Annotated in this window: 21 protein-coding genes; 16 read left to right on the forward strand and 5 right to left on the reverse strand. The window is 38.3% G+C overall.

All coding sequences use genetic code 11. The features are described 5' to 3' along the window. The first annotated feature begins 2 nt into the window (after window positions 1–2). The 11 genes from CXF85_RS11165 to CXF85_RS11215 all read left to right on the forward strand — a co-directional run bounded on the left by CXF85_RS11165 (window position 3) and on the right by CXF85_RS11215 (window position 10,007). The gene (locus CXF85_RS11165) at window positions 3–623 is read left to right on the forward strand and encodes a hypothetical protein (protein ID WP_101228614.1); all 621 of its coding nucleotides are present in this window, start codon (window positions 3–5) and stop codon (window positions 621–623) included. Beyond that, complete coding sequence (locus CXF85_RS11170) at window positions 616–1,563, forward strand: hypothetical protein (protein WP_101228615.1); 948 nt, start codon at window positions 616–618, stop codon at window positions 1,561–1,563. The genes CXF85_RS11165 and CXF85_RS11170 overlap by 8 nt, the downstream gene beginning before the upstream one ends. Window positions 1,564–1,585: 22 nt before the next feature. Further along, window positions 1,586–3,412, forward strand: coding sequence for a hypothetical protein (locus CXF85_RS11175; RefSeq protein WP_101228616.1), 1,827 nt, complete (start codon window positions 1,586–1,588; stop codon window positions 3,410–3,412). Between the two features lie 11 nt (window positions 3,413–3,423). Beyond that, window positions 3,424–4,062 (forward strand): hypothetical protein, encoded by a 639-nt coding sequence (locus tag CXF85_RS11180; protein WP_101228617.1) that lies wholly within the window; start codon window positions 3,424–3,426, stop codon window positions 4,060–4,062. Beyond that, entirely contained in the window at window positions 4,043–4,759 is a 717-nt protein-coding gene (locus tag CXF85_RS11185) for a hypothetical protein (protein ID WP_101228618.1), read from the forward strand. The genes CXF85_RS11180 and CXF85_RS11185 overlap by 20 nt, the downstream gene beginning before the upstream one ends. Before the next feature lie 5 nt (window positions 4,760–4,764). Beyond that, entirely contained in the window at window positions 4,765–5,943 is a 1,179-nt protein-coding gene (locus tag CXF85_RS11190; RefSeq protein ID WP_101228619.1) for a hypothetical protein, read from the forward strand. A 15-nt stretch (window positions 5,944–5,958) separates the two neighbouring features. Next, window positions 5,959–7,560, forward strand: a complete 1,602-nt coding sequence (locus CXF85_RS11195) for a hypothetical protein (RefSeq protein WP_101228620.1) — start codon at window positions 5,959–5,961, stop codon at window positions 7,558–7,560. Next, window positions 7,550–8,260, forward strand: coding sequence for an ATP-binding cassette domain-containing protein (locus tag CXF85_RS11200; protein WP_101228621.1), 711 nt, complete (start codon window positions 7,550–7,552; stop codon window positions 8,258–8,260). Before CXF85_RS11195 ends, CXF85_RS11200 begins: the two co-directional genes overlap by 11 nt. After that, window positions 8,253–8,804 carry a hypothetical protein gene (locus tag CXF85_RS11205; protein ID WP_101228622.1) on the forward strand — a complete coding sequence of 184 codons (552 nt, stop codon included), beginning with the start codon at window positions 8,253–8,255 and terminating at the stop codon, window positions 8,802–8,804. The genes CXF85_RS11200 and CXF85_RS11205 overlap by 8 nt, the downstream gene beginning before the upstream one ends. Window positions 8,805–8,808: 4 nt before the next feature. Next, window positions 8,809–9,294, forward strand: coding sequence for a hypothetical protein (locus CXF85_RS11210; RefSeq protein WP_101228623.1), 486 nt, complete (start codon window positions 8,809–8,811; stop codon window positions 9,292–9,294). Window positions 9,295–9,578: 284 nt separating this feature from the next. Then, window positions 9,579–10,007, forward strand: coding sequence for a diguanylate cyclase domain-containing protein (locus CXF85_RS11215; protein ID WP_101228624.1), 429 nt, complete (start codon window positions 9,579–9,581; stop codon window positions 10,005–10,007). A 503-nt stretch (window positions 10,008–10,510) separates the two neighbouring features. Here CXF85_RS11215 and CXF85_RS11220 read toward each other — a convergent pair. Both CXF85_RS11220 and CXF85_RS11225 read right to left on the reverse strand, forming a co-directional pair. Beyond that, the gene (locus CXF85_RS11220) at window positions 10,511–11,083 is read right to left on the reverse strand and encodes a class I SAM-dependent methyltransferase (protein ID WP_101228625.1); all 573 of its coding nucleotides are present in this window, start codon (window positions 11,081–11,083) and stop codon (window positions 10,511–10,513) included. 16 nt (window positions 11,084–11,099) lie between these two features. Beyond that, window positions 11,100–11,489 (reverse strand): hypothetical protein, encoded by a 390-nt coding sequence (locus CXF85_RS11225; protein WP_101228626.1) that lies wholly within the window; start codon window positions 11,487–11,489, stop codon window positions 11,100–11,102. A gap of 390 nt (window positions 11,490–11,879) precedes the next feature. On the opposite strand from CXF85_RS11225, the gene CXF85_RS11230 reads away from it, so the two are divergent. Together CXF85_RS11230 and CXF85_RS11235 are read left to right on the forward strand one after the other, a co-directional pair. Next, on the forward strand, window positions 11,880–12,428 hold the full coding sequence (locus tag CXF85_RS11230; protein ID WP_101228627.1) for a TlpA family protein disulfide reductase: 549 nt from the start codon (window positions 11,880–11,882) through the stop codon (window positions 12,426–12,428). A gap of 1 nt (window position 12,429) precedes the next feature. Further along, on the forward strand, window positions 12,430–13,836 hold the full coding sequence (locus CXF85_RS11235) for a monooxygenase (protein WP_101228628.1): 1,407 nt from the start codon (window positions 12,430–12,432) through the stop codon (window positions 13,834–13,836). Between the two features lie 987 nt (window positions 13,837–14,823). On the opposite strand, the gene CXF85_RS11240 is transcribed toward CXF85_RS11235, so the two are convergent. Beyond that, window positions 14,824–16,110: a S8 family serine peptidase gene (locus tag CXF85_RS11240; RefSeq protein ID WP_101228629.1), complete on the reverse strand. Its 1,287-nt coding sequence runs from the start codon at window positions 16,108–16,110 to the stop codon at window positions 14,824–14,826. Window positions 16,111–16,741: 631 nt separating this feature from the next. On the opposite strand from CXF85_RS11240, the gene CXF85_RS23100 reads away from it, so the two are divergent. From CXF85_RS23100 to CXF85_RS11250, 3 genes are read left to right on the forward strand one after another with little or no spacing between them, the layout of a single operon-like run. Further along, window positions 16,742–17,185, forward strand: coding sequence for a tyrosine-type recombinase/integrase (locus CXF85_RS23100; RefSeq protein WP_232771163.1), 444 nt, complete (start codon window positions 16,742–16,744; stop codon window positions 17,183–17,185). Window positions 17,186–17,198: 13 nt separating this feature from the next. Beyond that, complete coding sequence (locus CXF85_RS23105; protein ID WP_232771164.1) at window positions 17,199–17,474, forward strand: tyrosine-type recombinase/integrase; 276 nt, start codon at window positions 17,199–17,201, stop codon at window positions 17,472–17,474. 9 nt (window positions 17,475–17,483) lie between these two features. Then, on the forward strand, window positions 17,484–18,683 hold the full coding sequence (locus tag CXF85_RS11250) for an IS91 family transposase (protein ID WP_101228630.1): 1,200 nt from the start codon (window positions 17,484–17,486) through the stop codon (window positions 18,681–18,683). A 669-nt stretch (window positions 18,684–19,352) separates the two neighbouring features. On the opposite strand, the gene pbpC is transcribed toward CXF85_RS11250, so the two are convergent. Beyond that, window positions 19,353–21,719, reverse strand: coding sequence for a penicillin-binding protein 1C (gene pbpC, locus CXF85_RS11255; protein WP_101228631.1), 2,367 nt, complete (start codon window positions 21,717–21,719; stop codon window positions 19,353–19,355). Next, entirely contained in the window at window positions 21,700–26,712 is a 5,013-nt protein-coding gene (locus CXF85_RS11260; protein ID WP_101228632.1) for an alpha-2-macroglobulin family protein, read from the reverse strand. Before CXF85_RS11260 ends, pbpC begins: the two co-directional genes overlap by 20 nt. Between the last annotated feature and the right edge of the window lie 212 nt (window positions 26,713–26,924).

Genomic DNA, 26,924 nt, shown 5'->3' on the forward strand with positions numbered 1-26,924 from the left:
TTATGGCTAAATACCTAATCATGGTATTCGCTGTTTTCTCAACTACACTCTTCGCTAACGAAGAGTGTAGTTCTCCAGAAAATACCTGCGAAACCCTCAATATCTACCAAGAAGCCCTCGAGCATCAAAAAGATGGCGAATGGCAACAAGCAAAAAGCAAAGCAGAACAAGCCATTGCATTACTGCCTTACGATGGTGAAACAGACTATATCAAGCTTTGTTTAATCGATAACAGTACCGCCTACATAAGCGACATTTCAGTATCGGAGTGTCCCGCCACAGCGAGCTATTATCCTAACCAGATGGTATTAAACATTAAGCGTGAACATTCACCAAAAGCTGCGGTAATGATCAGTTACACCACTAAAGTTGCTTCATGGGGGTTGCGGACGTTTAGCTTACCGAGCAAGTTATCAGCTAAGTCTATCCAGATTTTAAATGCTGGCAGCACAGAATTGGACGATGTAAATTTGACTATCTATGATCGCAATAGTCGTGAAATATCACAAAATTATGACCATATTAATGCTAAAACACATAAGAACATCCGGTTAACAACAGCGATTATCGAACCCATAACGATCATATTAACTGAAAAGCATGGTTTTGGTATCAATGACTAAATTTAGCCTTGTTTTTGCATTTTTTATCTTGCTGATATTACCTCTCTCATCTTCACAGGCGAAACAACCGTTTGAGTTGCTGAGCTTTGATAATTTGGTTTCAGACACAGTTAAGCAAGTAAAACGATTAGTGAAAAAAAGAAAGCTTGCTGCAAATTCGCAAGTGGCAATAAAAATTGCCCTTGCTGATGATAGCGACCGACCTTGTCAGTCAAAAGGCTCTATCGAGCTAGAGCAAGCCTTAACCAGTCGCTTACTCAATAAATTACCACTCTTTCGCTTTCCAGCGTTTGAGCAAGCAAAACTGCTGTCTTTTTATGCCGATGATGCTCAGTTTAATGAACAAGACTGGTTGGTGGACTTGGTTATCTTCATACAAATAAACACTCATTACTTGCATGATTCAGGTAAGCCAGTCGCTAAACTCACCTTAAAAGTGATTAGGACCGAAGACAGCAAAGTCATGCTCGTTGAGAATTACCTTGTTAAAGGTAAGCCAGTAAAATATTTCACCAATCCAGTAAAATGTGAATGTGAACGCATGTGCCAAGAAAGTACGTCTTTATTTACCAAGGAACGCATTGTTGGCGCATTTAAACAATTAAAAAAATGCCGCCTAAATTCTGCTACCCAATTATTAAGCTTACCTAATTGCAGCAGTGAAATAATGAGCCAAGGTCAAAATTTAAAAGGCTCTACTATTTCAGCTAAATTTTTTGAAAAATCATGCGCTCAATGTGGTGGAGCTATTCCAAGCTACGATGCGCTGGATAATTTAAGACTGTGCTTGCCCTTTGATGAAAGAGGACAAAAATCACCTTGCATGTTTAAAGGTGAGTTATCTCTTTGCACTATAGGAACAAGTTCAGTCAAAGTCACTGACTTACCAAGAAAGAAACGAATATTCACCGCTTTGCAATGTGAATTTCAACATCAATAAGCAAATTACAAAGGATAATCAAATGTTTACCCAGACAAAATTGCTACTTAGCGCCGCTGCAATCGCAGCATGCATATGCTTCTCACCAGCAAGTGCTGAAACATTCAAGCAGGATGAAGTATTTTCTTTTAGTGTAGATTTGAGTAAACAGGGACTGCCGAGTGCGACTTACTCACTAGACATGTCGAATTGGCCTAATAGCGTAACATCATGGTGTGAAGGGGAAAAAATTACCAGCATCCCTTTTTGCGGTGGTAAAAGTGGCGATGATCAAAGTAAATTAATCAAAAAAGAAGTCTTCTTTAATCCAAAGAATTTATCCGTAAATAAGATCATTGAAAGCCAAGATGGACTAGTACTTCGTACTCATCAAGTAACATACGACCTTAAGCACAAAAAGGTGAAAGCGCGCGTCGAAACTAAAAATGCCAAAGGTAAAAAACTGGCCCGTGCACGTATCGTATCAGACAAAGCTATTTCATTAGTCAGCGTAGAGTCACTACTTTTGAAGCAACTTGTAACAGGTAATGCGGGCTTGTCTGACAATTTACATTGGTTCGAGCCTAAACGCAGCAAGCGTATGGTGGTTGAAATGCAAGGTAAACATGATACAACATTAGATGCTTTCCCGAGTATTGATGCGCAAAAAATGCAAGTGTCGCAGTTTAACAAACGAAAAAATATTACCACACCAATGTATGCTATTTATTTTAATAGCAAGGGCTACCCTCTTGAATTGTCATCTCAATCAGGTAAATGGAAGTTAGGCTTAAATTTTGTTGGTGTGGAAAGTATCATTAAAAAAGACGTTTTTAACGTGGCAAAAAAAATGTCACAGTCAAAGCTTGAGCAACTTTATTTTGCTAAAGAAAAACAAATAAAACACAACAGTCTAACAACTGTAAGCGCTGACATTATAGTCACCAAACGTAATAATAAAATAGTACTTGAGAAAAAACAGGTGTTTAAACTAAATACTGATGCTAAAGCTAAGAAGAAGGCAATAGCAGCGAGCCTCAATGATAAATACTCTGAATTAAATGATGAAATAAAAGTATCAAATAAAAATAATCAGTACTACGCATCAGTGCCAAGGGGTTTTGTTTGTAAAGAAGCACAAGATCGCGTTGAAGACTCTAGTAAAGAGCACCTGAAGTATAACTTGAATAAGAGTTGCTCTCAGTTAACGGTTCAAAGTGATGATATACAGGTATCATTAGAACGTATTTCTCTTGAAATCAACGATAAAGTAAAAGCGCCCAAAACATTCACCTGTTCACAAGCTACTCGCTACGTAATAACTAAACATGGCGGATCTATTTGTAAACGATTAAAAATGAAACTTAACAATATAGGCCTTGCTTCGATAGATATAAACCAGGTTAAATTATCACTCAACGATAGCTTTAGCGGTGATAGCTTTGAAGTGAAATTTAAACAATCTTACCCTATATCTAAGCAGCAACTTGCAAAAGCGGCTGACGCGATTAAAGCAGACAAAAAAATAAATGTTAGTCGCTTACTTAGCAATGGAAGAAACTCTGCTAATACGTTCAAATACAATAAAACAAATGATCAATATGAGTTTATCGTCGCAAAAACGGTTGTTAATAAAGCCACGAGTAGCAGCAGAGAGTTGATTAAAATACATAAATTAAAACAAAGTAGAACAGATAAGAATCTTTACATCAACAGTCGACAAAAGATCGTTGGTTCATTGGTTGAATTTAAAAAATTACTGTCTGCGTCTGGTCAAAAATGTAGTGATGTAAAACCAACAACTCAAGCACTTATGGTTGAGCTTAAATGTAGTGTTGCATCGTTAACTAAACAAGCTCTTTGGAAATAGGTTCGTAAGTCATGATGTTTAATAAACTTATAAAATTGGCCTTAGTGGTAATTTTCTCTTGTTTTAGCTTCTTTTCCTATGCCAGTTGTGGCGGCGGACTCAATGTTAAAGTAATAGGTAAAATCACCATAGATCAAGAACCTTTTATGCAAACGCGTAAAACTCGTATGGTACCCATGGCATTATGGAATGGCTTAAATAAAGCCTTTGCCTCTTTAGTGTATAAAGATGCTTGTATCGAAACAACGCCTTTTCGTTATCGCAGCGACGACGGGGAAACTAAGCCACTCAAACCTGTAAAAAAGAAGAACCATCAAATCCCTAATTTGGTTACTGAATTTTATGACAATGTTGATAGCGAAGGTGAAGACTTTTTATCGGAGCAACTTGAATTGCAAGGCAATAAAATGTCGATGTTGATTTTTTGGGATTCGATAATGGAAGAAGATGTGCAAGAAGGGTTTGAAGTAGGATCCTTAGAGGTTATGTATACGGTGTACGATTTGGATAACGAAGTGCAAACTCCCTTTTTCATTGAACTTGAGTTACCTATGAGAAGTAGAAAACAGGCATTAGAAACCGTTTCTACCCAAATTTTTAACGATATCAAAAATATTAAGGAGCAAATCTTTGATCAAGCATCTGAATAAATTAGCTTTACTAACCTGTTTAGCGGTAGTGAGTCTTAATGTTGAAGGTGTTAAAGCTATGTCTGCTGAGACAACGCCAACAGCTGCTGAATATTCAAAGCACTATACCAAAGCTAAAAAACGTGAAAAAGGCCCTGTTCGTATCAGTTTTACCCTCGACCATACACTTACCTCAAGTGCTGACTGGGATGATAATTTTTACAAACGCCACATTGTGTTACGAGAAATAAAAAAGGGTGGCAACCGTTACCTTTATGAATTTGAAAATGACTTAATGGATAATACCTCTAAATGTTATTATTTGAAAAAACGCAAATACGTTAGCTTTGACACCCACGTCAACATGCTTGACGTACAAGTCAACCAATCTAAAGCTAATAAGCTTAACTACAGAATGAATATAGGTTTGAGCACGAAGGCATTAGCAACAGAGACCTATGATGAGTTGATGATTAATGACCTCAGTTTTAAATCAAAGAAGTTGGGTAAATTTTCACTTAACGCTGAACACAAGCGTGAATTACGTCAGTTTGGTTTCAATAATGCGAAAAATTCCGTGATGAAAGACCTCAATGAACTTATCAGTTACCTGCACCAAGGTACTAGAACATCCACTGATATAACAACCCAGAGAATTGCTGACTGTTTAGCCGTAATGGAAATAAAAGTTAACCATATTACCCTTGATGCCAATTAACAGCAATGAAATATAGTGATATTTTACAAAAAGCTAAACAATTAAACGGTTTTGGTTGGGTATTAAGACCCTACCAAAACCGTTTAGGTGTATTTTCTTTACTACTTATATTTACATCATTAATCACGTTGTGGTTAGTGAATATACTGACCTTTCAATACAAAGTAACTTATTTCGATGAGTTACGTGGTATTTATCCGCCTATATTTAGTCACCCGGGTGAAGTCGATGAACAACTCATTCCAGTAAATGTTGATCGTCGAGAAGAGCACTTTATGGAAGGGCTGACCGTCTGTATAGGTGATAGTAGAGGTATTGGCGTAAGACCAATTGAAACAGGCGTACGCTCTTTAGCAATTGAGAGTCTGGCTGAGCAAAATATACGCTATCCTCAAAGTGAGCAGGCCGGTGTGTGGTTGAGCAACGAGCTCTACGAAGTTATTTTTGGTCGCCCTTATAACGCCCTGCAAGATTCGAAAAAACTCATCAATTTATATAAAAATAACGGTGCTTATTTCAATTTAAAAACCTGTCAAAGTGACGCTAAAATGAATAGCTACCCTATTCTAGGGGTACTGCCTTTACATAGTAATGCGCGTTGGTTAGTACTTCGTTACCAAGACGTAGAGCCATTGAACATGGCTATTCGACTCGCACAAGTCGATGTATTCTATAGTAAGCCACATAATGAACGTGAGGTTTTCAACGCGATTAATACACACGCTAAGGTGATTTATTGGATAGAGCAGCTACCCTATCACTTAAAGCTTATATTGAAAAAATTACAGTTAGGTGCATTCATCTTCTTAACCTTAACAGCGCTTATGTCGTTAGCATTTATTACTAATTTATATCTTATGACGCAAAAAAGCTTGCAGGAAGGTTTCTACATGATGCGCTTTTATGGCAGTAACAAATCCCACCTACTACGTCATGCTGGTATTGCGTTATCTGTATTTTGGTTATTGATGTTTAGCGCAGCACTCGCTTGTGCATATGCCGTATTAAGTGTTATATCAAAGCCACTCTATGATAGCTTCGAACTATTTAGCTTTTTGGCAAGTATTCCTTGGTACGCCTATATCATCACCCTGCTCTGTACGCTGGTTTTCCCACTGGTTTATATTCTTAGTCATTTCTACACGCGAAAATTCAGTCAGCGCTGGAAAGACACGCAACATTAAAGCCACTAGGAACAAATGAATAATATGCTAAGTTTGATCACTGCAATTCGATTGCTATTAAATGCACATAAAAAGCTGTGGCCTGGGTTTATCTGTTTGCTTGTCGCTACGGGTATGTTACTCAGCTTTATTTTATATTTACAGCAACAATCAAGTAAACAAGAACTCGCTGGTCGCGGCTTAGTATCCGATGCGTACTTAGAGATCGTGTCTAGTCACTTAACGGCAACTAAAGCCAATGCGTTAGCGCAAGCTATAAACAGCAAGTACCAAGCACTGGTTGTGCCTGTTGCAAACACTGTCGATTTAAGTTGCCGCTTTTATGTCTCCGTTTCAGAACGGAAAAAAGTCAGTAAAATTGTGAACGGCAAAGTGATAAAACGTTATCGCCATGTTGCCAGTTGGGTACCAAGTGGTGAATATAATATTGAACTCAATGAATTATTGCTCGACGCGACACGTATACAATTGTCTGCCTTTTTTCAGGGTAAAAGCATCGGTAACTATGAGCTTAATAGTATCTCAGAAGAAACCTTAAGCGTATCCTTGTTAAATTCAGCACATGAGTTTTTAGACGGCGACCATTACTTCTTCTCTCATATTAATATGCAAAAACAACTTATTGGTCCTTACGTGTTTGATGAACAAGACGCGCGTTTTTATTTGGTTGACGAGGATGAACTTGAAGAGAGTGATAGTGGTATTTCAGCGCTAGCCAAGCTAAGTCATAACCAACTTATTCTGGAAATTAACCGCGCTAATATGCCATTTGTTTCTGGTGTACAATTTGAGCAAATGACAGAAACGGATTTTGAATATACCAACGGCCAGAGCAATGTAAATAACGCAACATTATTAGCTGGATTGTCATTTAATGGTGACAATGAACGGGCTAAGGGCATGATATCAGATCCTTTATTTCGAAAAATTTTCGGTCATAATTTCGATTATAAAAAAGTTAAAATAGACTGTAGCAGCGAGACACTTAATTTCAATCAGGAATTTACCGCCTGGGGTCATTATGACTATCAAACCGATCTGACGCACAACCCCAATCAGATGTTTTTAAGTCAAGGATATACAAAACTAAGCCATGGAGGCGTTAACCGGTTTTTATTAAAAGATCTAGGCCAGTTGACGGCGGCGAAAAATGCCCTTGAAAAGCAATTATCTTTACTTGGTATTAACCAAGTAAGTTTTGTTGAAAGTCAAACTAACCTCACCTCATTGTGGGCAGCAAGATTACTACTGGCGTTAATTGTACTAACGATAACTCTTATGTTTTTCGCCCTAGCCTTACCCTTTAGACGCGTTTTATCTAAAGAATTATTCCTCATTAAAATTTTTGGGGGCAAGCCACACCTCGCGCTTATATTGAGCTGTTTATTTATTTATTTCGTCAGTAGCCTAGTGTGTATTTTAGTGGGTAAATTAACCTTGCACTATATGAACCACGCAGTGCTTATCTATTTCAATGTGCCCTTGATGGTATTTGATACCCAGCTATTAATCTCTGGATTAGCATTGAATTTTATCGCGTGGATGGCTGTATGGAGCTTGCTTACTGTCACTCTTAACTCAAGTATTATGCAACAAGGAGCCTCTCGTGGAGACTGAAAAATTGGAATCACTCTCGGTAAATAATTTAACGTATCAGATTGGTGATAAAAAAATCCTAAATAACTTAGGACCATTTCAAATGCAGCGAACTGACTTAGTATGTATCAGTGGCCCATCGGGTGGCGGTAAAACAACCTTTATAAATTTACTTTCAGGGTTATTACCAGCAAGCGCTGGCGAGATAAAATGGGGTCACCATGATGTTAAAGCCAACTTTAACAAATTAGATAAACTCCGCCTTGAATGGATCAGCATTATTTTCCAAGAGCCAAGACTCGCTAAAAACCTATCGGGTTGGGAGAATATAATATTACCGCTTAAGTTATCTGGCCGTATGCACCTCTTTAATAAGGCGTTAATTAAGCAATTACTTGATACTTTATTTATCGGTCAAGGAATGACTCAGCAAGAACTTGATGCTTTGCTCGATATGAAGGTATCACGGTATTCAGGTGGTCAAATGCAACGAATATCCATTATCCGAGCCATTATTAGTTTACCAAAATATATATTTGCCGATGAGATTTTAAATTCCTTGGAGCCTGAATTACAAGAAACAACCTGGCAAAGTATTAAACAGATTTGTCGTGAATACAAAATAGGATTTTTATTGATTACACATAACACCTATTTACTTCAAGACACTGATTTTACAAAAAAAATTATTATTGATAAGGGGGCTATTCCCAATGTTTAAGTTTCTTAAAAAATCACATGTTATGATGATTTGTTTACTATTCACCACAGCTAGTCATGCAAATTCATGGCAAAGTATTCACTACCTAGAGCCTGAGCTTCTCTATGAATCGGAAGCACCACAAAAAGCTGTTGCTAAATTAGCGCAAGTCAATAGCAGCAGCTTCGCCGCAGCTATTGAGAATGTACTCAATGAATTACCTCGATATTATCCGGTAGCACCCACGGTTAGCGAGCTGAAAAGCTCAAATTTTTATCAAGAATACGATCTTGATGGCGGTGTATTTTTGGCAACGTTAACAAAACAAGGCACAAAAGATCTTATTTTATTTGGCCAACTTGAATTTGATGATTTAGAAAACCAAGTGATTGTCTCGCTTAATGGCTACGATAGCGATAAGCAAACAGAATGGAAAGTGGTAATGAGCAAGTTTCACTATAAAGAGTTAGCTATTTTAACTGAAGTTTATACACAACTTATTTTTGAAGTACTCAACGAACCGAGTGCCGGATTAAAACCCATTTACCAGCAAGTAGAGCAATAGTCTTATGCTAAACCATAAATTAGTAACCTCCTTATTATTGGCATCAATTGTCGTTCTTTCGGGTTGTAAAACAACCGGATCTTCAGGTAATAATGCCTATCGTACTCAGTGGAGCTGTAATACAAATCAAGCAAAAGACTACGAGCTAAACTTTCAAATCAATGAAGTAAAAAATAGCCTATACATCAATAGCCAACAGCAAGATGTTCGCCTCAATGTAAATATCACTTTGCCTTCTCAAGTAATCGATATTGTATCGATCATTGAGCATAATGGTGAGATTGAGCAGCGTTTGATGCGTGGATATGTACCTATGCGCGTATGCGGTGATTTTTATATCCGAAACCAAGATGTTTACACCGGTGGAGTTGCTATTCTTTCCGATATGTCAGGTGCTGCTGGCAACAATGAGCTGGTATGGGACATCACCTATATTGATCCAAAAGGTGAAATAAAAAGAGTGCGTAAGGTGCTGAGCGTTTATAAATAGACTAAATTCAACCGTATATAGTTATACCAATTATATTACTTTTCTGATGTTACCAGCTTATTCATGAGCTCATAAAGAAAGTGGCTAAAAGCCTTCTCACGTCGTTTTGCACGACGGGAAAAAAGCGCTAAGCAGTTAAACTGCTTAGCGCTTTTTTTTATTAAGATTTTATTTATCATTAACTAATACTCACCACTCAAAATGTTAATCAATTGTAACAAGTCACCACCTCTGTCAACATAACTTTTAAGCTATTTATTAAACACTTGGCGAGATACTTTTCTATGGAAGCAGAAGTGAATAATGTAAGTCGAAGTAAAAGGTTATATAAAACAATGGGGAATACCCTGAGTTATTTAAACTCAATTCCACAAAAATTTGTTGGTATATCTGAGAAGCCCACAAACGAAATTGAGTTTTCTACAATGCTCTGTACGTTAACTGGTACGCTGAACCGTATTGGCCTATGCGGCTCTGAAGATCTAATTGTACGTTGGGATATGAAAGAATTCCTCTTAGTTTGCCCTATAATCCCCCTTGAACATGCTATTAACCTTGCAACAAAAATTAGCAAAAACATAAATAATAAAATATGGACAAAAAAAAGACAAATCTCATGCCGTTCAGGAATTGCCCAAACAAATGGTGAAGACTTGCATGATTTAATTACCCATATAACGAAAGAGCTTCATAAATCGAAAGAAAATGCGTAACAAAAAATTTCTTAACAACCTTTACTGAAACAGCAAACAATAATCTGGTAGCCTTTGCCTATATACTTATGCTGTCTCTTCAACAATCTTTGGTAATGGTGCTATCAGTGTTTCACCACGTAAAAAACGCTGAGTGATTATCGTACCTTTAAAAAGTTTATGCCTACGCTAAAATATTTATTGAATTGACCATGAGTTAAACTCTTTTTCATTAACGCATACAACTATATGATTGTGATTACTTATAACTGCATAAGCACAAACTTCAATAGCAAAAAAATCAGCTAGAAATAATAGTTTATCTGCTACATAATCTCTTCAATGTTCATAGTTTTGTCATATCAGTGGGTGTCTGTTATTTTGATTGCAGACATTACAGAAGGCACTATTTTTCTAGAATTAACTTATTGGCTAAGAGTAAACCGCAACTCTAGTTAACCTGCACTCTGGATAGTTAAATAGTCCAGCTTACTAAAAACCTTAAATTCTATTATCAATCAGGTTTAAGGTTTCCTTGCAATAATCTGGGCAATAGCTTGTTTTCCAGATTCAGCATCAGCATTTTTTGCATCAATGATGCCTTCAAAACTATGGATAATTTGCCAATCAGAGAATAGTTCAGCCAACTCACCATGTCTTAATAAAAAATCAGGGTTTTTAGGTCGACCAAATTGGGGCTGATCTACGCTAAAGGTTTCATAAACAACATAACCCCCAGCAGTAACAGCTTGTTTGATTTGTTCAAATAAAGATCGGTGCAAATAACGAAAAACGATAATTGCTGAAAAGGACTTACCCGCTAAAGGTTTTAACTCCTCTTGCTCAAAACTGTCTTGCTCAAAATCAACTTGCCAAAATTTCGCCGATGATTTGTCCTCGTCATGATGGCTTATTAGCGTACTTTTCACTTGTTCGAGAGCCGACTCTTTTATATCCGAAAATACCACATCGATATTTTGATTTATAAGGTAAAGGCCATTTCTACCATTACCGCAGGCAAGGTCAAGCACAGGCTCTTCACTATTAACCTCACGTAATAACTCTATAGCTTTTTCTAATAACGGGGAATGATTCAATTGAAGCTAACCTTTTCTAACCTTTAGTGTCGTTTAATGAAGTAATCTTTCGACCATGAACAAATGAATAATAACGCACCGAACTTGGCGCATGAGAAATCATGCCTGAAATAATAATTATCGCAACTAAACAATGCCAAGCATATTCATTAAAAAAGAAAACACAGGTGAGTAGAATCAATTTAATGTACATAGCTAGTGCCCTAATTTGTACAAACCAGACAAAGTTAGATAATGCTTCTAAGCTTAATAAACCTAAGCCACTTACAATAGTAATGCCCCAATAAACATCTTGTTCACTTGATGTTAAGATCGAAGCAAAAACCCCAGCAAAGCCAACTAAGTGGGCGGTACGTAATGATATTTTTAACCAGCGTTTACCGGTAAAATTAGGGATAATAGACAAAAGAACTTCCCACTATAAATAAAAAAATTTAAAACCAAACAATAACTCATTATAACTTGTTGAGAAATAGAATGAATGGTGTTTTTTAGATGTGTGGATATTCATAAATGATGAGAAACGAATCACGTCATGAGAAAATTCAACAGTACAATTAGTTGTGGCTACGCATCATGTTTGAAATTACCAATCACTAAATGAGATTGAAGTTAGTTATTATTTTCAACATTGTAACAGTACAAATTGGAGTAAGTTCATTTATGACCCGCTTGAAGCATTAGTAATATCTCTCATAAAGTATCCAAAATTAGTCGACCGTTACCATTTAGTTGCTATCGCAGTCTAATTCGGTGAATATGTTGGTCCTACAGCGCATCAGCAAGTAATTTTTCTATGGATAGATTTTTTAAAATAGCCTTGTTCATTCTGGCAATAGCTCAAAGTAACTTCATTTCGGCTAATAGTATCGTCTTATACGACTCACTTGTGCCGTTCGATAAAAATCAAAAAATTAGCACGTTTAGCCAGGTAATTTCACCTCAGCCAACTCTAGTCCAACGGACAGAAAAAACATATACGCTGCTTCAATTTTGGGCGAGTTGGTGTCATAGCTGTGCGGGTTTTATGTACGACTTAGACAAGATCAGTGCAGCGACCCAATCTCCTTATTACGCCATCAGCATAGACGACAAATTCATCGATGCAGAGAATTATTTGGCAAAACATCCGCTCTATAAGAAACACAGAAATCGATTCTGGTTTGATCAACAAAGTAAGTTAAAACAGTCTCTCGCTATCACTACAGTGCCAACGGTGGTTATTATTGATCACCAAGGGAAACCCATTTGGCGCACAAGCGGCCATCTTAATAGCGACGACTTGTTTAAACTCAAGCAATTGTTAGCTAATAATAATCTCGACCAGCTCACCAACCGGAATTGATATGAAGCCCATTTATTTGCTAACGCTACTACTCATCAGTACTGCTAATATTAGTGCGGCTGAAAAAAACACACCAAATTATTACCAAGATATCAGACCAATCATTGAACAAAACTGTTTGGGGTGTCATTCATCAAAAGGAATTTCATTTTCTTTCGAGGATCCCGAGCAAGCTTATCTGTATCACGCCGCAATAAATTCTGCAGTGCAACAAAGGCGTATGCCCCCATGGCTAGCCGAAAATGGTCATCAAATTTATAAGGATGATATCTCTTTGTCCCATCGACAACTCACACAATTTGAACAGTGGGCTGAGGCGGGTTATCCTAAGGGGAATAAACCAACGGAAACAACAGGGTTCAAACTTGAACAAGACAAGATAACTAACTCTTTTAATGCCGATCTTTCACTGAAAAGTGCACAGCAAGCTTATTTGCCTAAACAAAATCAAAAAGATGACTATCGATGTTTTATCGTCGATTGGCCTGAAACCAAAGATAAATTTGTTACTGGATTTAAAGCTATCCCCGGTAATACAAAAGTAGTTCATCACATCGTTCTTTTTGCTGCAAGACCAGAAGTCACCGACATGTTTAAGGAGTTAGCAGCCGAAGAAGAAGGCATTGGTTATCAATGCTTCGGCGGCGCGGTTCCTGATCGGCTGGGCGATGACGAAACACGACGTTCGTTTGAAAAAAAACATCCTGAAGGAGTAAAAAAACTAAGTCAAAATAATTATTGGCTAGCTCACTGGGCCCCAGGAATGGACGGTTATCATTTTCCTAAGAATACCGGTGTTCCAGTCAAAAAAGGTTCGGCTTTGATTTTGCAGGTCCACTATTATTCGGCTTTTGCTCCAGGAGAAAAAGATCCAGGAAGTCAGCTGAGTTTTACCCTTGCCGACTCCGTAAAAAAACCGGCAATTCATTACCCTTTAACCAACAACGGTTGGCTTAACAGCAAAAAAAACCAATCCATGGTAATCAATCCGGGACAACAGAATACTTACTCAGTTAATGCTTCACTGAAACGCATTGCCAACTACACTGCGTGGATAACAGAAACACAAATGGAAAGTGTTAATGCGGTGGAAATTCATTCTGCTAACGTACATATGCACGCCTTTGGCGCTTCAGGAAGCACGGCACTAGTGTATGAAAACGGCGAAACAGAGACGCTTTTATCGATCCCACGCTGGGATATTGATTGGCAAAGAGACTTTACTCTGGCAGAACCAAAGCGTTTTGAGAAGAATCGATTTAAACAAATCCAACTGTCTGTCGATTGCACCTTTAAAAATTATAGCGATGAAATAGTTTACGGAGGTTATGGTTCGGATGATGAAATGTGCTTTAACTTTTCCTATATTGCATTAGAACTTAAGGCAAAGGAACTTACGGGTGAATAACTTATCAAGGAGGTTAAGAGTGTCGCAAAATAACTCTGGGTTTAGCGCTTACAGGGTACTTTGATAGTGGAAAATTTGATTACTATCTTCGAGCCCATTGTGGCAAATTATCAGCACCAGATAACGCCCCTGACCTACAACATTAGCTTTGATTCCAACTGATATACTTTCGCTATACTGACAGCGATACCAGCGTGTACTAAAGTATGTTATCAGGTATTACACCAGACTATAATAAATCCTGGGATTTTGATTCATGACTTCCGGTTAGCGCACTAAAGGAACATTAGTACTCATAAATATCAGTGCTAAAAATTAAACCGATTTGGGAATTTGAGTTAATCGTCACTTTTGCTAATGACCTTAGATGAATGAGTTTTTGTAAGTTTGTCCTCACCAAAAGCTAACGTCAAAAAAGTGCGCTAAGCGGAATAAAAAATTGAAATTGATAGTGTTTGTCTAGGTCAACTCATGACCATTTAGTTGACCTAAGACATTCGACAGCAGAATTGAAAATCATTAGAAAAGCGGACGTTACAAAAATCGATTTTGAGACTTGTTTCATAATCAAAAAAGAAAAATACAGTTATATAATGAGAAAAATCTCTATAACTGCTGCAAGCTCATAGTTGCCGTTAATATTATCTCTTTGAATGTTAACTATGAGCCTGTTTTTCGCCTCACGTAGTGTGTACCAATTTAGGAGTATAGCTACCGATTTCTATGATTGGTGCTTAGTCGTATCAATTAGACCATGTCACCAGTCTATTTAAGGTTATTGATAATTTAAATTTTCGAAGTTGAGCTTGAGGTTGGAAAACATATGTAACTTTAATTATTCCTACTGATGAAAAAACACGGATTGTAGGAAAAAAGTTGGCTACAATATTGAAGTCACCGTTTTAAGTGACTGCCTCCCTAAAAATTAAAAAGTCCTAACGAGTTAACGTTAGGACTTTACTGTAAGCTTTGTTAACTAACTAACAATTATAGATTATTTGCATCTAGAAAATCTTCTGTGTGCGGGTCGCCTGAAGTATTGCTAAAGCCATTTGTACTTTCAGCTGATTGTAATAAAGCAGCACGCGTATTTACAAAAGCACTGCCATTTGCTGCTTGTGGGTTGCTTGCTAAATAAAGAGCCGCCGCACCTGCAACATGTGGAGATGCCATAGACGTTCCACTCATTGTTGTTGTTCCACCGCCTTTACGAAGTGATAAAATGCTACCACCTGGTGCCGCGATAGCTACTGGTGCAGAATTATTACTAGTCCAGCTTGCACTTTGATTCCCCCAGTTTGAGAAGCTATTCCAATCGTCGCCTTCTTTGGCTGAACTAACTGTTACTACAGTATCAGCGTAACCAGCAGGAGTGTAATTTTTAGCATTATCACTGTCATTGCCAGCGGCAACAACTACAACAACACCAGCATTACGAGCATTACAAATCGCTTCATGATATGAATCATTACCAGTAAAACCATTATTAGTACAGGTACCCGTTACACTTCCGCCACCACCAATAGACATATTAACAACAGCGGCTTCGCCACGTGCTGTTACTTCAGATGTAACCCAATCAAGCGCAGCAATTGTACTTGAATTAGGACATGAGCCACGGCTTGAACAGATTTTACCAGCATGTAATGTAACACCTGGAGCCATACCTACAACATCTTGACTGTTATCAATTGCGCCTATCGTTCCACCAACATGAGTTCCGTGACCATGATCGTCATCCCATGGTTGACTACAGTCTTTACCTTTACAGTTTTCAAAAGCCATACCGTTGCCAATATTGCCAGCTAAGTCTGCATGATCGGAATCAAGACCTGTATCTAGTACATAAACATGCACGCCAGCACCGCTATTACTATTGGAGTCTGCGCCAGTACGCGAAATGCCCCAAGGCATCACTTGTGGGGAAGGAGTACCGCCACCAGAACCAGGCTTTCCTTTGTTAATGCTTTTTTCACCATCAAATTCAACTGAGGCAACATTAGGATTATTACGCAAAGCGTTCAAACGACCTTCAGTCACTGAAGCGGCAAAACCAAAAAATGCCGAGCCATATGAAAATTTAACTGCTCCTACGCCCATACCAGCGGCAATATTTTTGGCATTGCTTTTGTTTGACTCGTGACCAGACACTGCTAAGTTAGCATTCAACTTCACGATTACATCTAGCTTTGATGTTGGGTTACCTGCTTGAGCAGCTGTTGTACTCAATGCTAATATTGTTGCTGCAGCAACATACTTTAATTTAAATTTCATTGTTTACCCTTATTATTGTTTAGTTTAAATCGTTTGCAGTTACTACATAGCAAATCTACAATAAGACTAAATTAGGAAGACTGGTAAATATAGTAAAAAAGCGACCATTATTAATAAAATAGCGACAAAATAAAATTTAAATAGCACTAACAAATAATAGAAGCTTAGTCGCCTTGGTTAATACTAGTGGTTCTGCAACTGATTTACTGATCATTATAACTCGGTCCCATTAAGACATGATAATGGTGCAGGTATTGCTGAACATGTGATTAAGATGATTTTTGTACCCCTTTTACCACCAACAACAAGGTTCAAATTAGTTTGAACCATCAAGTTGAGGCTCATGTATAAGTTGTCAATACTGAAAAACATTAGCGTTCACTTGGTGGTAAAAGTGATCATGTCTCGATAGTGCGCTTAGTTCACATTCAGGCTGAACGACTCATTGACAAAAGTCATCATCAAAAGACTCATATTTTAATCTATAGGGGAACGTCTGCTATCAGGAAATGAACTAAACCGCTCCGCGGTATTGGAGCTCTTGGCTAATTCTTTAAATCCCTTATCCTTTCATATTCTTTTCTACTCTTAGTATTGAGGCATTTCTCCTCAATTAACGAGGAGTTTTAACATGATTTTTTCTACTTATTTTGATCCTGAGCTGAGCCAACGTTTCACTGAAGACATGGTTATCCGTAATCTTACGGCTAAAACACAAATAGGTTATGTCCGAGCACTAAATCGTTTATGTGAATATTTGAAACATTCACCTGAAAACGCTACCCGTGACAATTTGCGCGAGTTCCAATTGTTTTTAGTTGAAGACGGCGCAACAGGAACAACGATTAATAGCACCCTTTCTGGTTTGAGGTTTTTATATAATGTCACGTTAGATAAACCGCAGTTACTCACCAAATTAATAACTGTTTCGGTCGCCCGTAAGTTACCCATTATTTTGAGTCTAGAAGAGATAAAGCTGTTCCTTACAACCGCTGCTCATCCTAAATACCATGCTGCATTTTCTGTTGCTTATGGTGCAGGACTTCGCGTTAGCGAAGTTGTTTCCTGGGCTTAATCCGATTAATCATATGACGAGTCGTCAGCTTGCTAGAATTTGTACAACAACGGCCAAGAACGCTGGCATTAATAAAAAGGTATCGATGCATACCTTACGTCACAGCTTTGCAACACATTTACTTGAAGCGCATTTTGATATACGTGTCATACAGGTATTGCTTGGGCATGCTAAATTAGGAACCACGGCTTTATATGCTCAGGTCGCAACAAACTTATTACGCGAAGTTATCAGTCCACTTGACGCTTTAGAAAACAAGGATAAGACTAAAAATAAGGACAAGTCGTGAGTATTTATCATGACTCGTCCTCAATTAGAAATCGCCGATATATTTCGACAGCACGGTCAACAATGGCGTGAACGCAATCAAGGACATATTAACCTCAGTCAATTGAAAATCATGTCAGCCATTGAAAATTGTCGAACAGAGGTTTTAGGTGGGCATCAACTTTATTGCCAATCATGTCATAAGACTCATATTTCTTATAATTCATGTCGTAATAGGCATTGCCCAAAATGCCAAGCAAGCTCAGCAAAAAGATGGCTTGAAGCGAGACAAGCGCAACTGCTACCTGTCGATTATTATCATTTGGTTTTTACCTTACCAAAAGAAATCGCAGAAATAGCCTATTACAATAAGTCGATAATGTATGGCTTATTACTGAAAACGGCGGCACAAACGCTTCTAACGATAGGTGCTGATGAAAAGCGACTTGGCGCTAAATTAGGGGTTACTTTTGTCCTTCATACATGGGGCTCTGCGATGACACATCATCCGCATGTGCATGGTATTGTACCAGGCGGTGGTTTATCACTTGATGGGGAAAAGTGGGTATCGAGTAAATCAGGCTTCTTCCTTCCTGTTCGTGTGTTATCTCGATTTTTTCGTCGCTTATATCTTGAGAAATTAGCTGAAGCTTATCAACAAAATCAACTGATATTCTTTGGTGAAAGTAAGTCGCTTGAAGAGGAGGTGTCGTTTAGGAAATGGCTTACGCCATTACGAAAAAAAGAATGGGTAGTTTATGCTAAAAGACCTTTTGCAGGGCCTAAAGCTGTTTTCACTTACCTTTCTCGTTATACACACCGCGTAGCGATATCCAATAGTCGCTTGGTTAAAAGTGATGAAAAGGACGTCACGTTTCGTTGTAAAAACTATCGTGCTGAAGCGTCAAAGCGGTACCGAACGATGACATTAAGCCATGGTGAATTTATACGACGGTTTTTATTGCATGCTTTACCTTCAGGGTTTCAACGTATCAGGCATTATGGCTTGATTGCCAATACGACTTGTAAGAAGAATTTAACTAAAATTAAGGGTCTACTCAATGTAAAAGTGCTTGAAGTAACCACACCGGAATTAGTTAAGGATAAATCACTTCCAGCTGCAAAAAGTATTGTATTTACATGCCCAGAATGTAGAGAGCCAATGATTATTAAAGGTATTCTTATTTGTCAGTTAAAACCTCGTGCACCACCAATCAAGCTTGTAAATTAGCAAATGGAAATAAGTGTCTCTATTATCGAATGTTGATAAGGGATCGTTTTGCCAAAAACACCGGAATAGCGAATACGACGCTATACTTTATTGAGTTTCTACTCGTTAATAAGTCGTTTATGCCAACTAAAGTCAAACTACAACAAGCGCTAATTCAAAATTACCCAGTAAAACATCCTACCACGATATAGCATTCCCCATAGTAAGCACTTGGTTCACGCGGTTTCGTTCTCTGGAGTTTGTTAGACACCAGCCTGAGGAGTGAAGCTTGTTGATCTTATGGTGTTTTGTCGCGACTGGTATCTAACAAACCTAAACAGCTGTGAACGTAATGTGGTTGTTCAACCATGTCCGCTGTAGATCAAAACGTACAAAGATTTTTTCGTATAAGTTCTCAAATGTTAACGTCTTCTAAGTGGCATTAGTGAGCCTTATATTATGACTTTAACCAGCCTTTTGATGTTCAGCGGCCATGTCCTTCTTTGTGCGCCTTGAGAAGTTAGAGATGATAAGTTCATGACTTCTGCTTCACCGCTAAAGTTGACATTTATGGCTCTCGTTTAATCAACGGTAACGGTAAGTAGAAGTTAACATATAGAAACAAACTAAAAATAAGCTCCTAAATCATTGTTTTTAAGACTTTTAGAATTGTCGTCATGAAGAATACGTTTATCTACTGTTGCTTACTTGAAAGGTAATCATGTCACTGTTGCCATGTTGATCTATTACCGCTATTTGCTGTTCACCATCGCTATCAGCCGCATAAAAAAATATTTTGTCACTGGCTAAACTTTTTACAAAATTGCCATTAAGATACCAATCAAGCAGACCGATAGCACCTAATACTGACAATGGAATGAGTGGAGGTTTATTGGTGTTGAGCCTTATAATTTCGGTGTTTTTTGCTAAGCCAACTATTTTAATATTGCCAAAGTTGGGTGTTGTCAATTTTTGACAGCGTTGACTTTTTTTCGGTAACATCGCAGCGCGAGTAAATTTTTTGGGTAACCAAGGTTCAAGTGATTTTGGCCACAATGCGATATAGTGCTTGGTTTTTACACCCGAGCATGCAAAGTCAGTTAATAATCCCGTTGATGTCTCTTGCCAATAAGGTTGTGGGTTCATTTGCCATTTATCATGATTGATAGCTTGCAAAGAATTAGGTGTCAGACCTGCCAGTGTATATGCCTCATGTGAAACATGACAAAGATCTTTAGCGGTCTGTTTTTTATTTTTACCTAACGGCCAGCAGATTTCCGTTTTGCTAACCTTTTCAGGTTTGTTAAGCCAAACATGATCATTTTGATGAAGTACATCAGATATATTAAATAATAATGGAGCGGCCGTTAACCCGCCATAGTGACCGGGCTGCGGCGTACCATCTGGGCGTCCTAGCCAGACACCAAGGGTATATTTTGCACTTGTGCCGATAGCCCATGCATCTCTAAAGCCATAACTTGTGCCTGTTTTCCAAGCAATATCATTGGTTGTCCTACGAATATTTTCACTTAACAGAGCATTAGGCCTAAGATTATCAATGAGCATTTTATAGGTGATCCAAGCTGCACTTTCACTCATTAGATAACGTGGGGCCGCTGTTACTGAGTCATCAATATAACGAGGTGATAATACTTTTCCTTGATTACTCAAACTCGAATACGCTTGTACTAACTGCCATAAACTAATACCCGTACCACCTAAGGCGATGGATAAATTAGGTTTTGAAGATTTTGGTAACGTTAATTTGATACCCGCTGACGCTAATTGGTTATAAAAATTTTGCGCGCCTAAATGCTCAAGTACTTGAACGGCGGGTACATTTAAGGATCGTTGTAATGCGCTTTGTACGGTAACAGGTCCACTGAACTGACCGGTAAAGTTCTCTGGTTTGTAATCAGAGTAATAACGCGGACTATCGTTTAATAAACTATGTGAATGAATTAAGCCTTTATCAATAGCGCTAGCATATATAAACGGTTTTAAGGTTGATCCCGGAGAGCGAATAGCACTGATCATATCAACGTTACTAAAACGAGATTTATCATTAAAATCAGCTGAGCCTATATACGCTTTTACCGTGCCATTCTTATTATCGATCACCAATACTGCTGCCGAGCTTTTATCCGGCTGGCTACTGATAAAACTCTTTAAGTGATCTTCAAGACCTATCTGTAAATCATAATCAATGGTGCTGTTAATCTGTTTTTTCAGTGGAAATTGTTGAATTAACTTTCTTGATAATAATGGTGCGAAGTTAGGTCGACTTGGCTTAGCAGCATAAACTTGTTCTTGCTGGGCACTTTTTATCAGTGCATCAGACCATACTTGTTGGCTGGCTAAGCGTTTTAGTACTTTGTTACGTGCTTTTTCAGCTTTTTGTGGATAACGGTCTGGACGTATTCTTGATGGGCTCTGGGGTAATACCGCCAGCAACGCTGCCTCAGCATGACTAAGTTGCTTAGCTGATTTCCCTAAATACGCCTGACTTGCCGCTTCAACCCCTTCAACAGTGCCGCCAAAAGGTGCATAGTTTAAATAGAGCGTTAAAATTTCTTTTTTCGATAAGCTGAATTCTAATTGTAGTGTACGTAGAATTTGTAGCAATTTTCCGCGGATAGACCGGCTGTGTGGATGTAAAATTCGCGCAACTTGCATACTAAGCGTAGAGCCACCAGAAACAATGCAACCACAACGCCAATTTAAGTATAAAGCACGTAATAATGCCACTGGATTCACGCCAAAATGAGACCAAAAATACTGGTCTTCATAGGTTAATAGCGCTTGAATATAAAGGGGTGAAACAGAGTGCAATTCAGCTTGCTGACGCCATATGCCATTACTATCAGCAAAAGCACGTAACGCACGACCGTCATCAGCATAAACCACTTGTGCAAAGCTTTTTTCCGCTTTGGGGATGTTAAGTGGATAAGCAAGGTGCAAGCAGTAAAACAATAGCAGCATACTAGCGAAAATGGCGGTGAGCCAAAATCGCTTAGTGCTTGCCGCCTGCTTTATTTTATAAGTTAGTAATTTCAATGGTATCTAGCGTATTGCCTACTGCATTTTTATCGGGTTGATACATGTTTTCAACTAACGGCGCTGGTACCTTGTATTTTCCTGGTGTTACCGCGCGCGCTAAATAAAACAAGTAACTCGTGCCTCGATAACCAACATCAATTGCCGCGACATAACGATCATCTCTAAACTCTTGATGTAATATCTTGGTTTTCTTTTGCCATTCACTGGCGGGCTTACCATCAAAGATAATACTGTCGAGTTTAATGGCATGGCCTAAATTTTGATTTTCTAGCTCTAAGCCTGCAGGTAATAAATCAACCACTAATAAATCTGGGCTTCGACGCTCTGAGTAAACACGAATAGCGACTAAGACCATGTCCCCTACTTTTAATTTACTTGCATCAATCTGCTGACCTTTGCTGTCGTAATAATCTCGCTCAATAGTCAAATCACCCGTTGTTGCTTCAGGTTTAATTTTACTAATGCCTTGATAGGCAAAGTTAACATAAAGACGATCATCAGCGTTATTCGTTAAGGTTAAATCTTGCTGTAAATCGGTTGCCGATAGTTTTTGAGCGTAAGCACCTGCTTTTTTGATCGTTGATTTTGCTTGATTAAAGGTCAACTGTGCTTGCCAATCTTTTTGTTCGCTTTGCTCTAAAGATATACTGGCAAGAAACAGTGCATTACGCTCTTGTGTGCTTAAATATTTTTTATCCGCGAGTGTTTTTGACAATACCAGTGCTGTATCAAAGGCATAATCAAGTTGATATTGATGTTTAATGAGTAAGTGAATGATCAATGCTTTATCGCGAGTAACTGAGCCATAATCACTTAAATATTTAGTGCCACGCTCAAGGGTGATCGCTTTAGCAAACATAGCTTGGCTGTTAACGTCATCACCTTGATTTTTAAGCGCGAGTGCTAAGTGAACTAAGGCTAACTGGCTTTCAGCATCTTTGCTTTTATGATTAGCTAGGTCGCGTAATTTAGATAACGAGGCTTTATTGTGTCGAGATAAGACATATCCCGCATAAGCACGGTAGGCAAAATCATAATGTTTAACCGATTCTGACCAACGATTGGTATAACTACCATTTTGATTTTTTAAGTAACTGGTTAAACGAGCCATCGTTTTTTGATATTGCTTACGATTAACACCAATCCCCTGCTCTTTAGCATCTGTTAAGAAATCCCCTACATAAGCGGTTAACCAATGTTCTTCTTGACTGGTATTGCTCCATAAACCATAACTACCATTTTTTAATGCTTTGGCTTGAATACGTGATAAACCATGGTTGATACTTTCCAATCGGTTTTTATTTGTCGCATTTTTTAAATTGAGCGAATCGAGAATATCATCATTCGCGTATAACCATGGGTAGGTTGAACTGGTTGATTGCTCTAAGCAGCCATAAGGATATTTCAGTAAATGCTTCATTTGTTCACGGCTGTTAAATTCAACCATATTGTTTACCGATAATACTGCTTCAAGGGTATTTGCTTTCAAATGCGCGTAATCACTTGGGCTAAAACTAAATGATTGATCTTTGGTTAGCGTGGTATTTTTGTACTCAATGAGCGCTGGATAAGCTGAGCGTACGGCAATATGCCAGTTTCTTTCGATAGGATAATCCTCAACGCCTTGTACGCTGAGTGATACTTTCGCTCGTCCTTCCAGACTACCCACGGACACAGGGTAGATCAAAGTCGTTTTTTCCTTAGCAGCTAAGGTAACTTCTTGGCTGTTGCTTTTGTCAGCGTTGGTAAGGCTAACTGGATCAGAGGTAGTTAACGCCACGGTTAAGGTTTGCTTTTGGTCGGTGGAGTTATGCAAATCAAGAGCAAAAGTCGATTGGTCATCCGTCGCTAAAAAGCGTGGCATAGCAATTTGACTCACAATAGGCGCAGCGATAGTCATTTCACTCTCAGTTGAGCCAAACTTATTATCAGTAAAAGCAACCGCCATTAAGCGTACTCTTCCGTTAAAATCTGGAATATCAAAAGCCACTGTTGCATAGCCATTATTATCAACAGTGACTAAACCACTAAATAGCGACAGTATTTGTACTTCAGCTTGTGCTTTTTTACCACCGCGACTTAATTCTGCATCGCCACCAAATTTTTGTTTCGCTAGTGGGGCATCATTTAATTCAATTAAGTTTTGATATAAATCTCTACTGTCTACTTGAAAACGTCTTGGCTCAAAAAAGAACTGGTGCGCATCAGGTGTTTCAAAATTGGTTAAGCTCAACACGCCAACATCTACCATAGCTAAGGTCAATTTAGCTTGTTGTTTGTTAGGGCGATTTTCAGGATGAGTATTAAGGCCATTTACTTTAACTTTAACTTGGTAGCGTTGGTTAGGATAAATCTCCTCGGCAGACTCTATCTCAAGTTCAAGCTTACGCGGCTCTCGGTTAAGAGGTAAGTGAATTAAACCAATGGCACGGGTAGGTGTAATACGTTTTTTATTATCGCCGTATTGTAAATGTACTACTGAGGCATAAATATCATGTCGCTGCCATTTTTCATCAATGTTTATCGCCACATTAAGCCCCTCTGCAGGTATGGTAATACGCTGAGAATAGAGCAGCTTGTTAGATTCTATTAAGAGTAGTGCTTCACCAGCTTTAGGTGGCACAATACTTAATTGCGCCACATCACCGGCATTATACGACTCTTTATCCCAGGCGAGAGAAACTTTATCTGGGCGCGCAGCTTGCGAAGATGATTGATTATCCTGCCATGAACTGTACCAGTCATGACCTGCAAAAAATCGTACACTGGTCATGGTTTTACTTGCTACATCGAGAATTTCTAAGCGATATCGACCGTATTCAACCGGTACTTCTAATTGACTCGCTTTATCCGCGTTAGTATCGACAGCGCTGTTGTATTCAACAAATTCACTGTCGGACCAACGATAATGCCACCCCTCACTATTATTAAACTCCCAAAAATAACGACGGTCTTCTCTGACTAATTTAACGTCTAAGGCGGTGCTTTTAGTTAATTCGCCTTTTGCATTGGTAGTCACGACATCAAAAGAGACACGGCTATTGGGCTCTGGGTTATTCTTAAAGTGAGGTTTAATACCAATGAGTTTATTACCCGAAATTACCGTTGTTTGATGCCGTCTTGAAATGGCTCTACCACCTGTTTCAAACAAACTGGCTTGTAAGGTAACTTGTACTGGGGATTTAACTTTAGCCCAGCGGTTTTCTATGGTGATTGCTGCTTTGCCTTTAGCATCTAATTTTACGTCGGCTAACTTATATTGTTGGCTTAGATTTTTTTCAATACTATTACCAAACTGAAAACCTTTTAATGTATCACTTAAGGTATTAAATGGCTGACGCTGTGGTGTAATGGCAATACGTGATTCAAAGCGATTGCCGGATGCTGGTGCACCATATAAGTATTCACCTAAGACATTAACGGTTAGTTTGTCTTTAAGCTGATAAAGTTTAGCTGTTTCGTCTTGGTTAAAAGTAAGCTTTAAACGCTCTGGCAAAAATTCTTCCACTTTAAATCTATAGGTAGTTAAAACCTTTTTATATTTACGGATTTCTAGTAGCCAAGTCCCTGTTTTGGCATCTGTTGGAATAGTAAATTGCTGATAAAAATAACCATCACTGATGCTACGCCAAGTAAATTCTTTAGCCGTTTGACCACTGGGATCTTTAATGCGCGCTTTCAGGTTTGTCGTCTTAATTAGTTGACCATCTTGATCACGTAATAGCGCGTTTAAATCAATTGTTTCACCGGGGCGATATAAATCACGTGCACTATAAACAAAAACTTCCTGGGCAGAAAAGGGACGATGAGCGGGAGTAAATTCAGATAAATCTAAAGCTGGACCGGTAAGTGGAACCACAGAAAAAGACGCCCCTGAATGAGCAACAATATATCTAGCATCATTTTTTGTTCTGAGTGTACCTAAGCCGTCGGGGGAGCTTTTGAATTGATCTATTTGCTTACCTTTATTATTTAATAAGGTAACTTCGACTCCGGACAGTGCTTTTTGATCGGTTAAGCTATTTAAAGCAACTTCTAATTGCTCTTTATAAACGCGTACGTGCATGCCTATATCAGTGACCATAAAATGCGTCATTGAAATGTCATTGTAAATATCACTTGGCTGAGTCATTACCGCAAGATAAATACCCGGTGTGGATAAAGCTTCAATATTTTGAATAGGTAAATTAAAAGTTCGGCGCTTATTTTTTTGCCCGTTGAACTGGTAGTGTGCTGAATAAACCAGCTCAGTGCGGCTAATACTTTGTTGAGCGTAATAGCGGTAAACCTTATTTTGAAAAGAATCTTTATTACTTAGAAATTCTACAACTTGATCTTCAGGTACCTTAAAATAATTAACATTAACTTCTTTGATGTTAACTAATTCAATAGGTAAGCCGTTATGCTGCTTCAACGGGAGAAAAGAACCTTTACTGGCAAAGTTGTAGCTGGCAAGTATCGGACGGGTAGTTATTTCTTTAAAAGCATCTTCTTTAAGTTGAGAGTCATTTTTCGCACTTAAATTTTTGTACACCGTTAGTTTGTAGGTGTTAGATGGCTCAATAAAAGGAAAATAAACGATTTTATTATTTTTAGATAATACAATGCTGTCATCTACTTTTGCACCAGATTTCTCTGTCAGTGAGAAATAGTCGTCATGTTTCAATGCTGGATTTAACGGCGCAGATAAAGTAACCGCTATGGCATTACCGCCATCAAAACTACGCTCTGCAATATCTAATACTTCAATTTGTCTGTCACGTTGACTGAGCTCTGCGGATTCAACAGTGATTGGATTTTTAACAGCCTCTTCTACAGCTATAGGTGCTAAATCTTTGTGTTGTTTTTTCGTCCGCTGTTGCTCTTTTTCAATAGTCGATTGTGTTTTATTTTCAGCTTGAGTGCTATTACTTTCGGGTTGTTCCGAGCAAGCGCTAAGTAATAAGAGTAAGGGCAATATTACTTTTAAAGTTGTTAGTCCTTTAACCATGTGTTTTATCTCTTTGTTAGATACTATATTTTTGCTGTGTAGTCGGCGTATGCAGACGGAGCAAGCTTAATTTTTTACATGCTTATGAGTTAACTCAGGATCTTGCTGTAAACGTCATGTTCGAAGTCTCTGATCGAAACGTAGCATGGATGCTACTTATTAGACAATGTAGGCGGTACTGGATATACCTTATTAGATAATGCAGGAGCATA

The sequence above is a fragment of the Colwellia sp. 75C3 genome (assembly GCF_002836255.1).
Taxonomy (GTDB): domain Bacteria; phylum Pseudomonadota; class Gammaproteobacteria; order Enterobacterales; family Alteromonadaceae; genus Colwellia.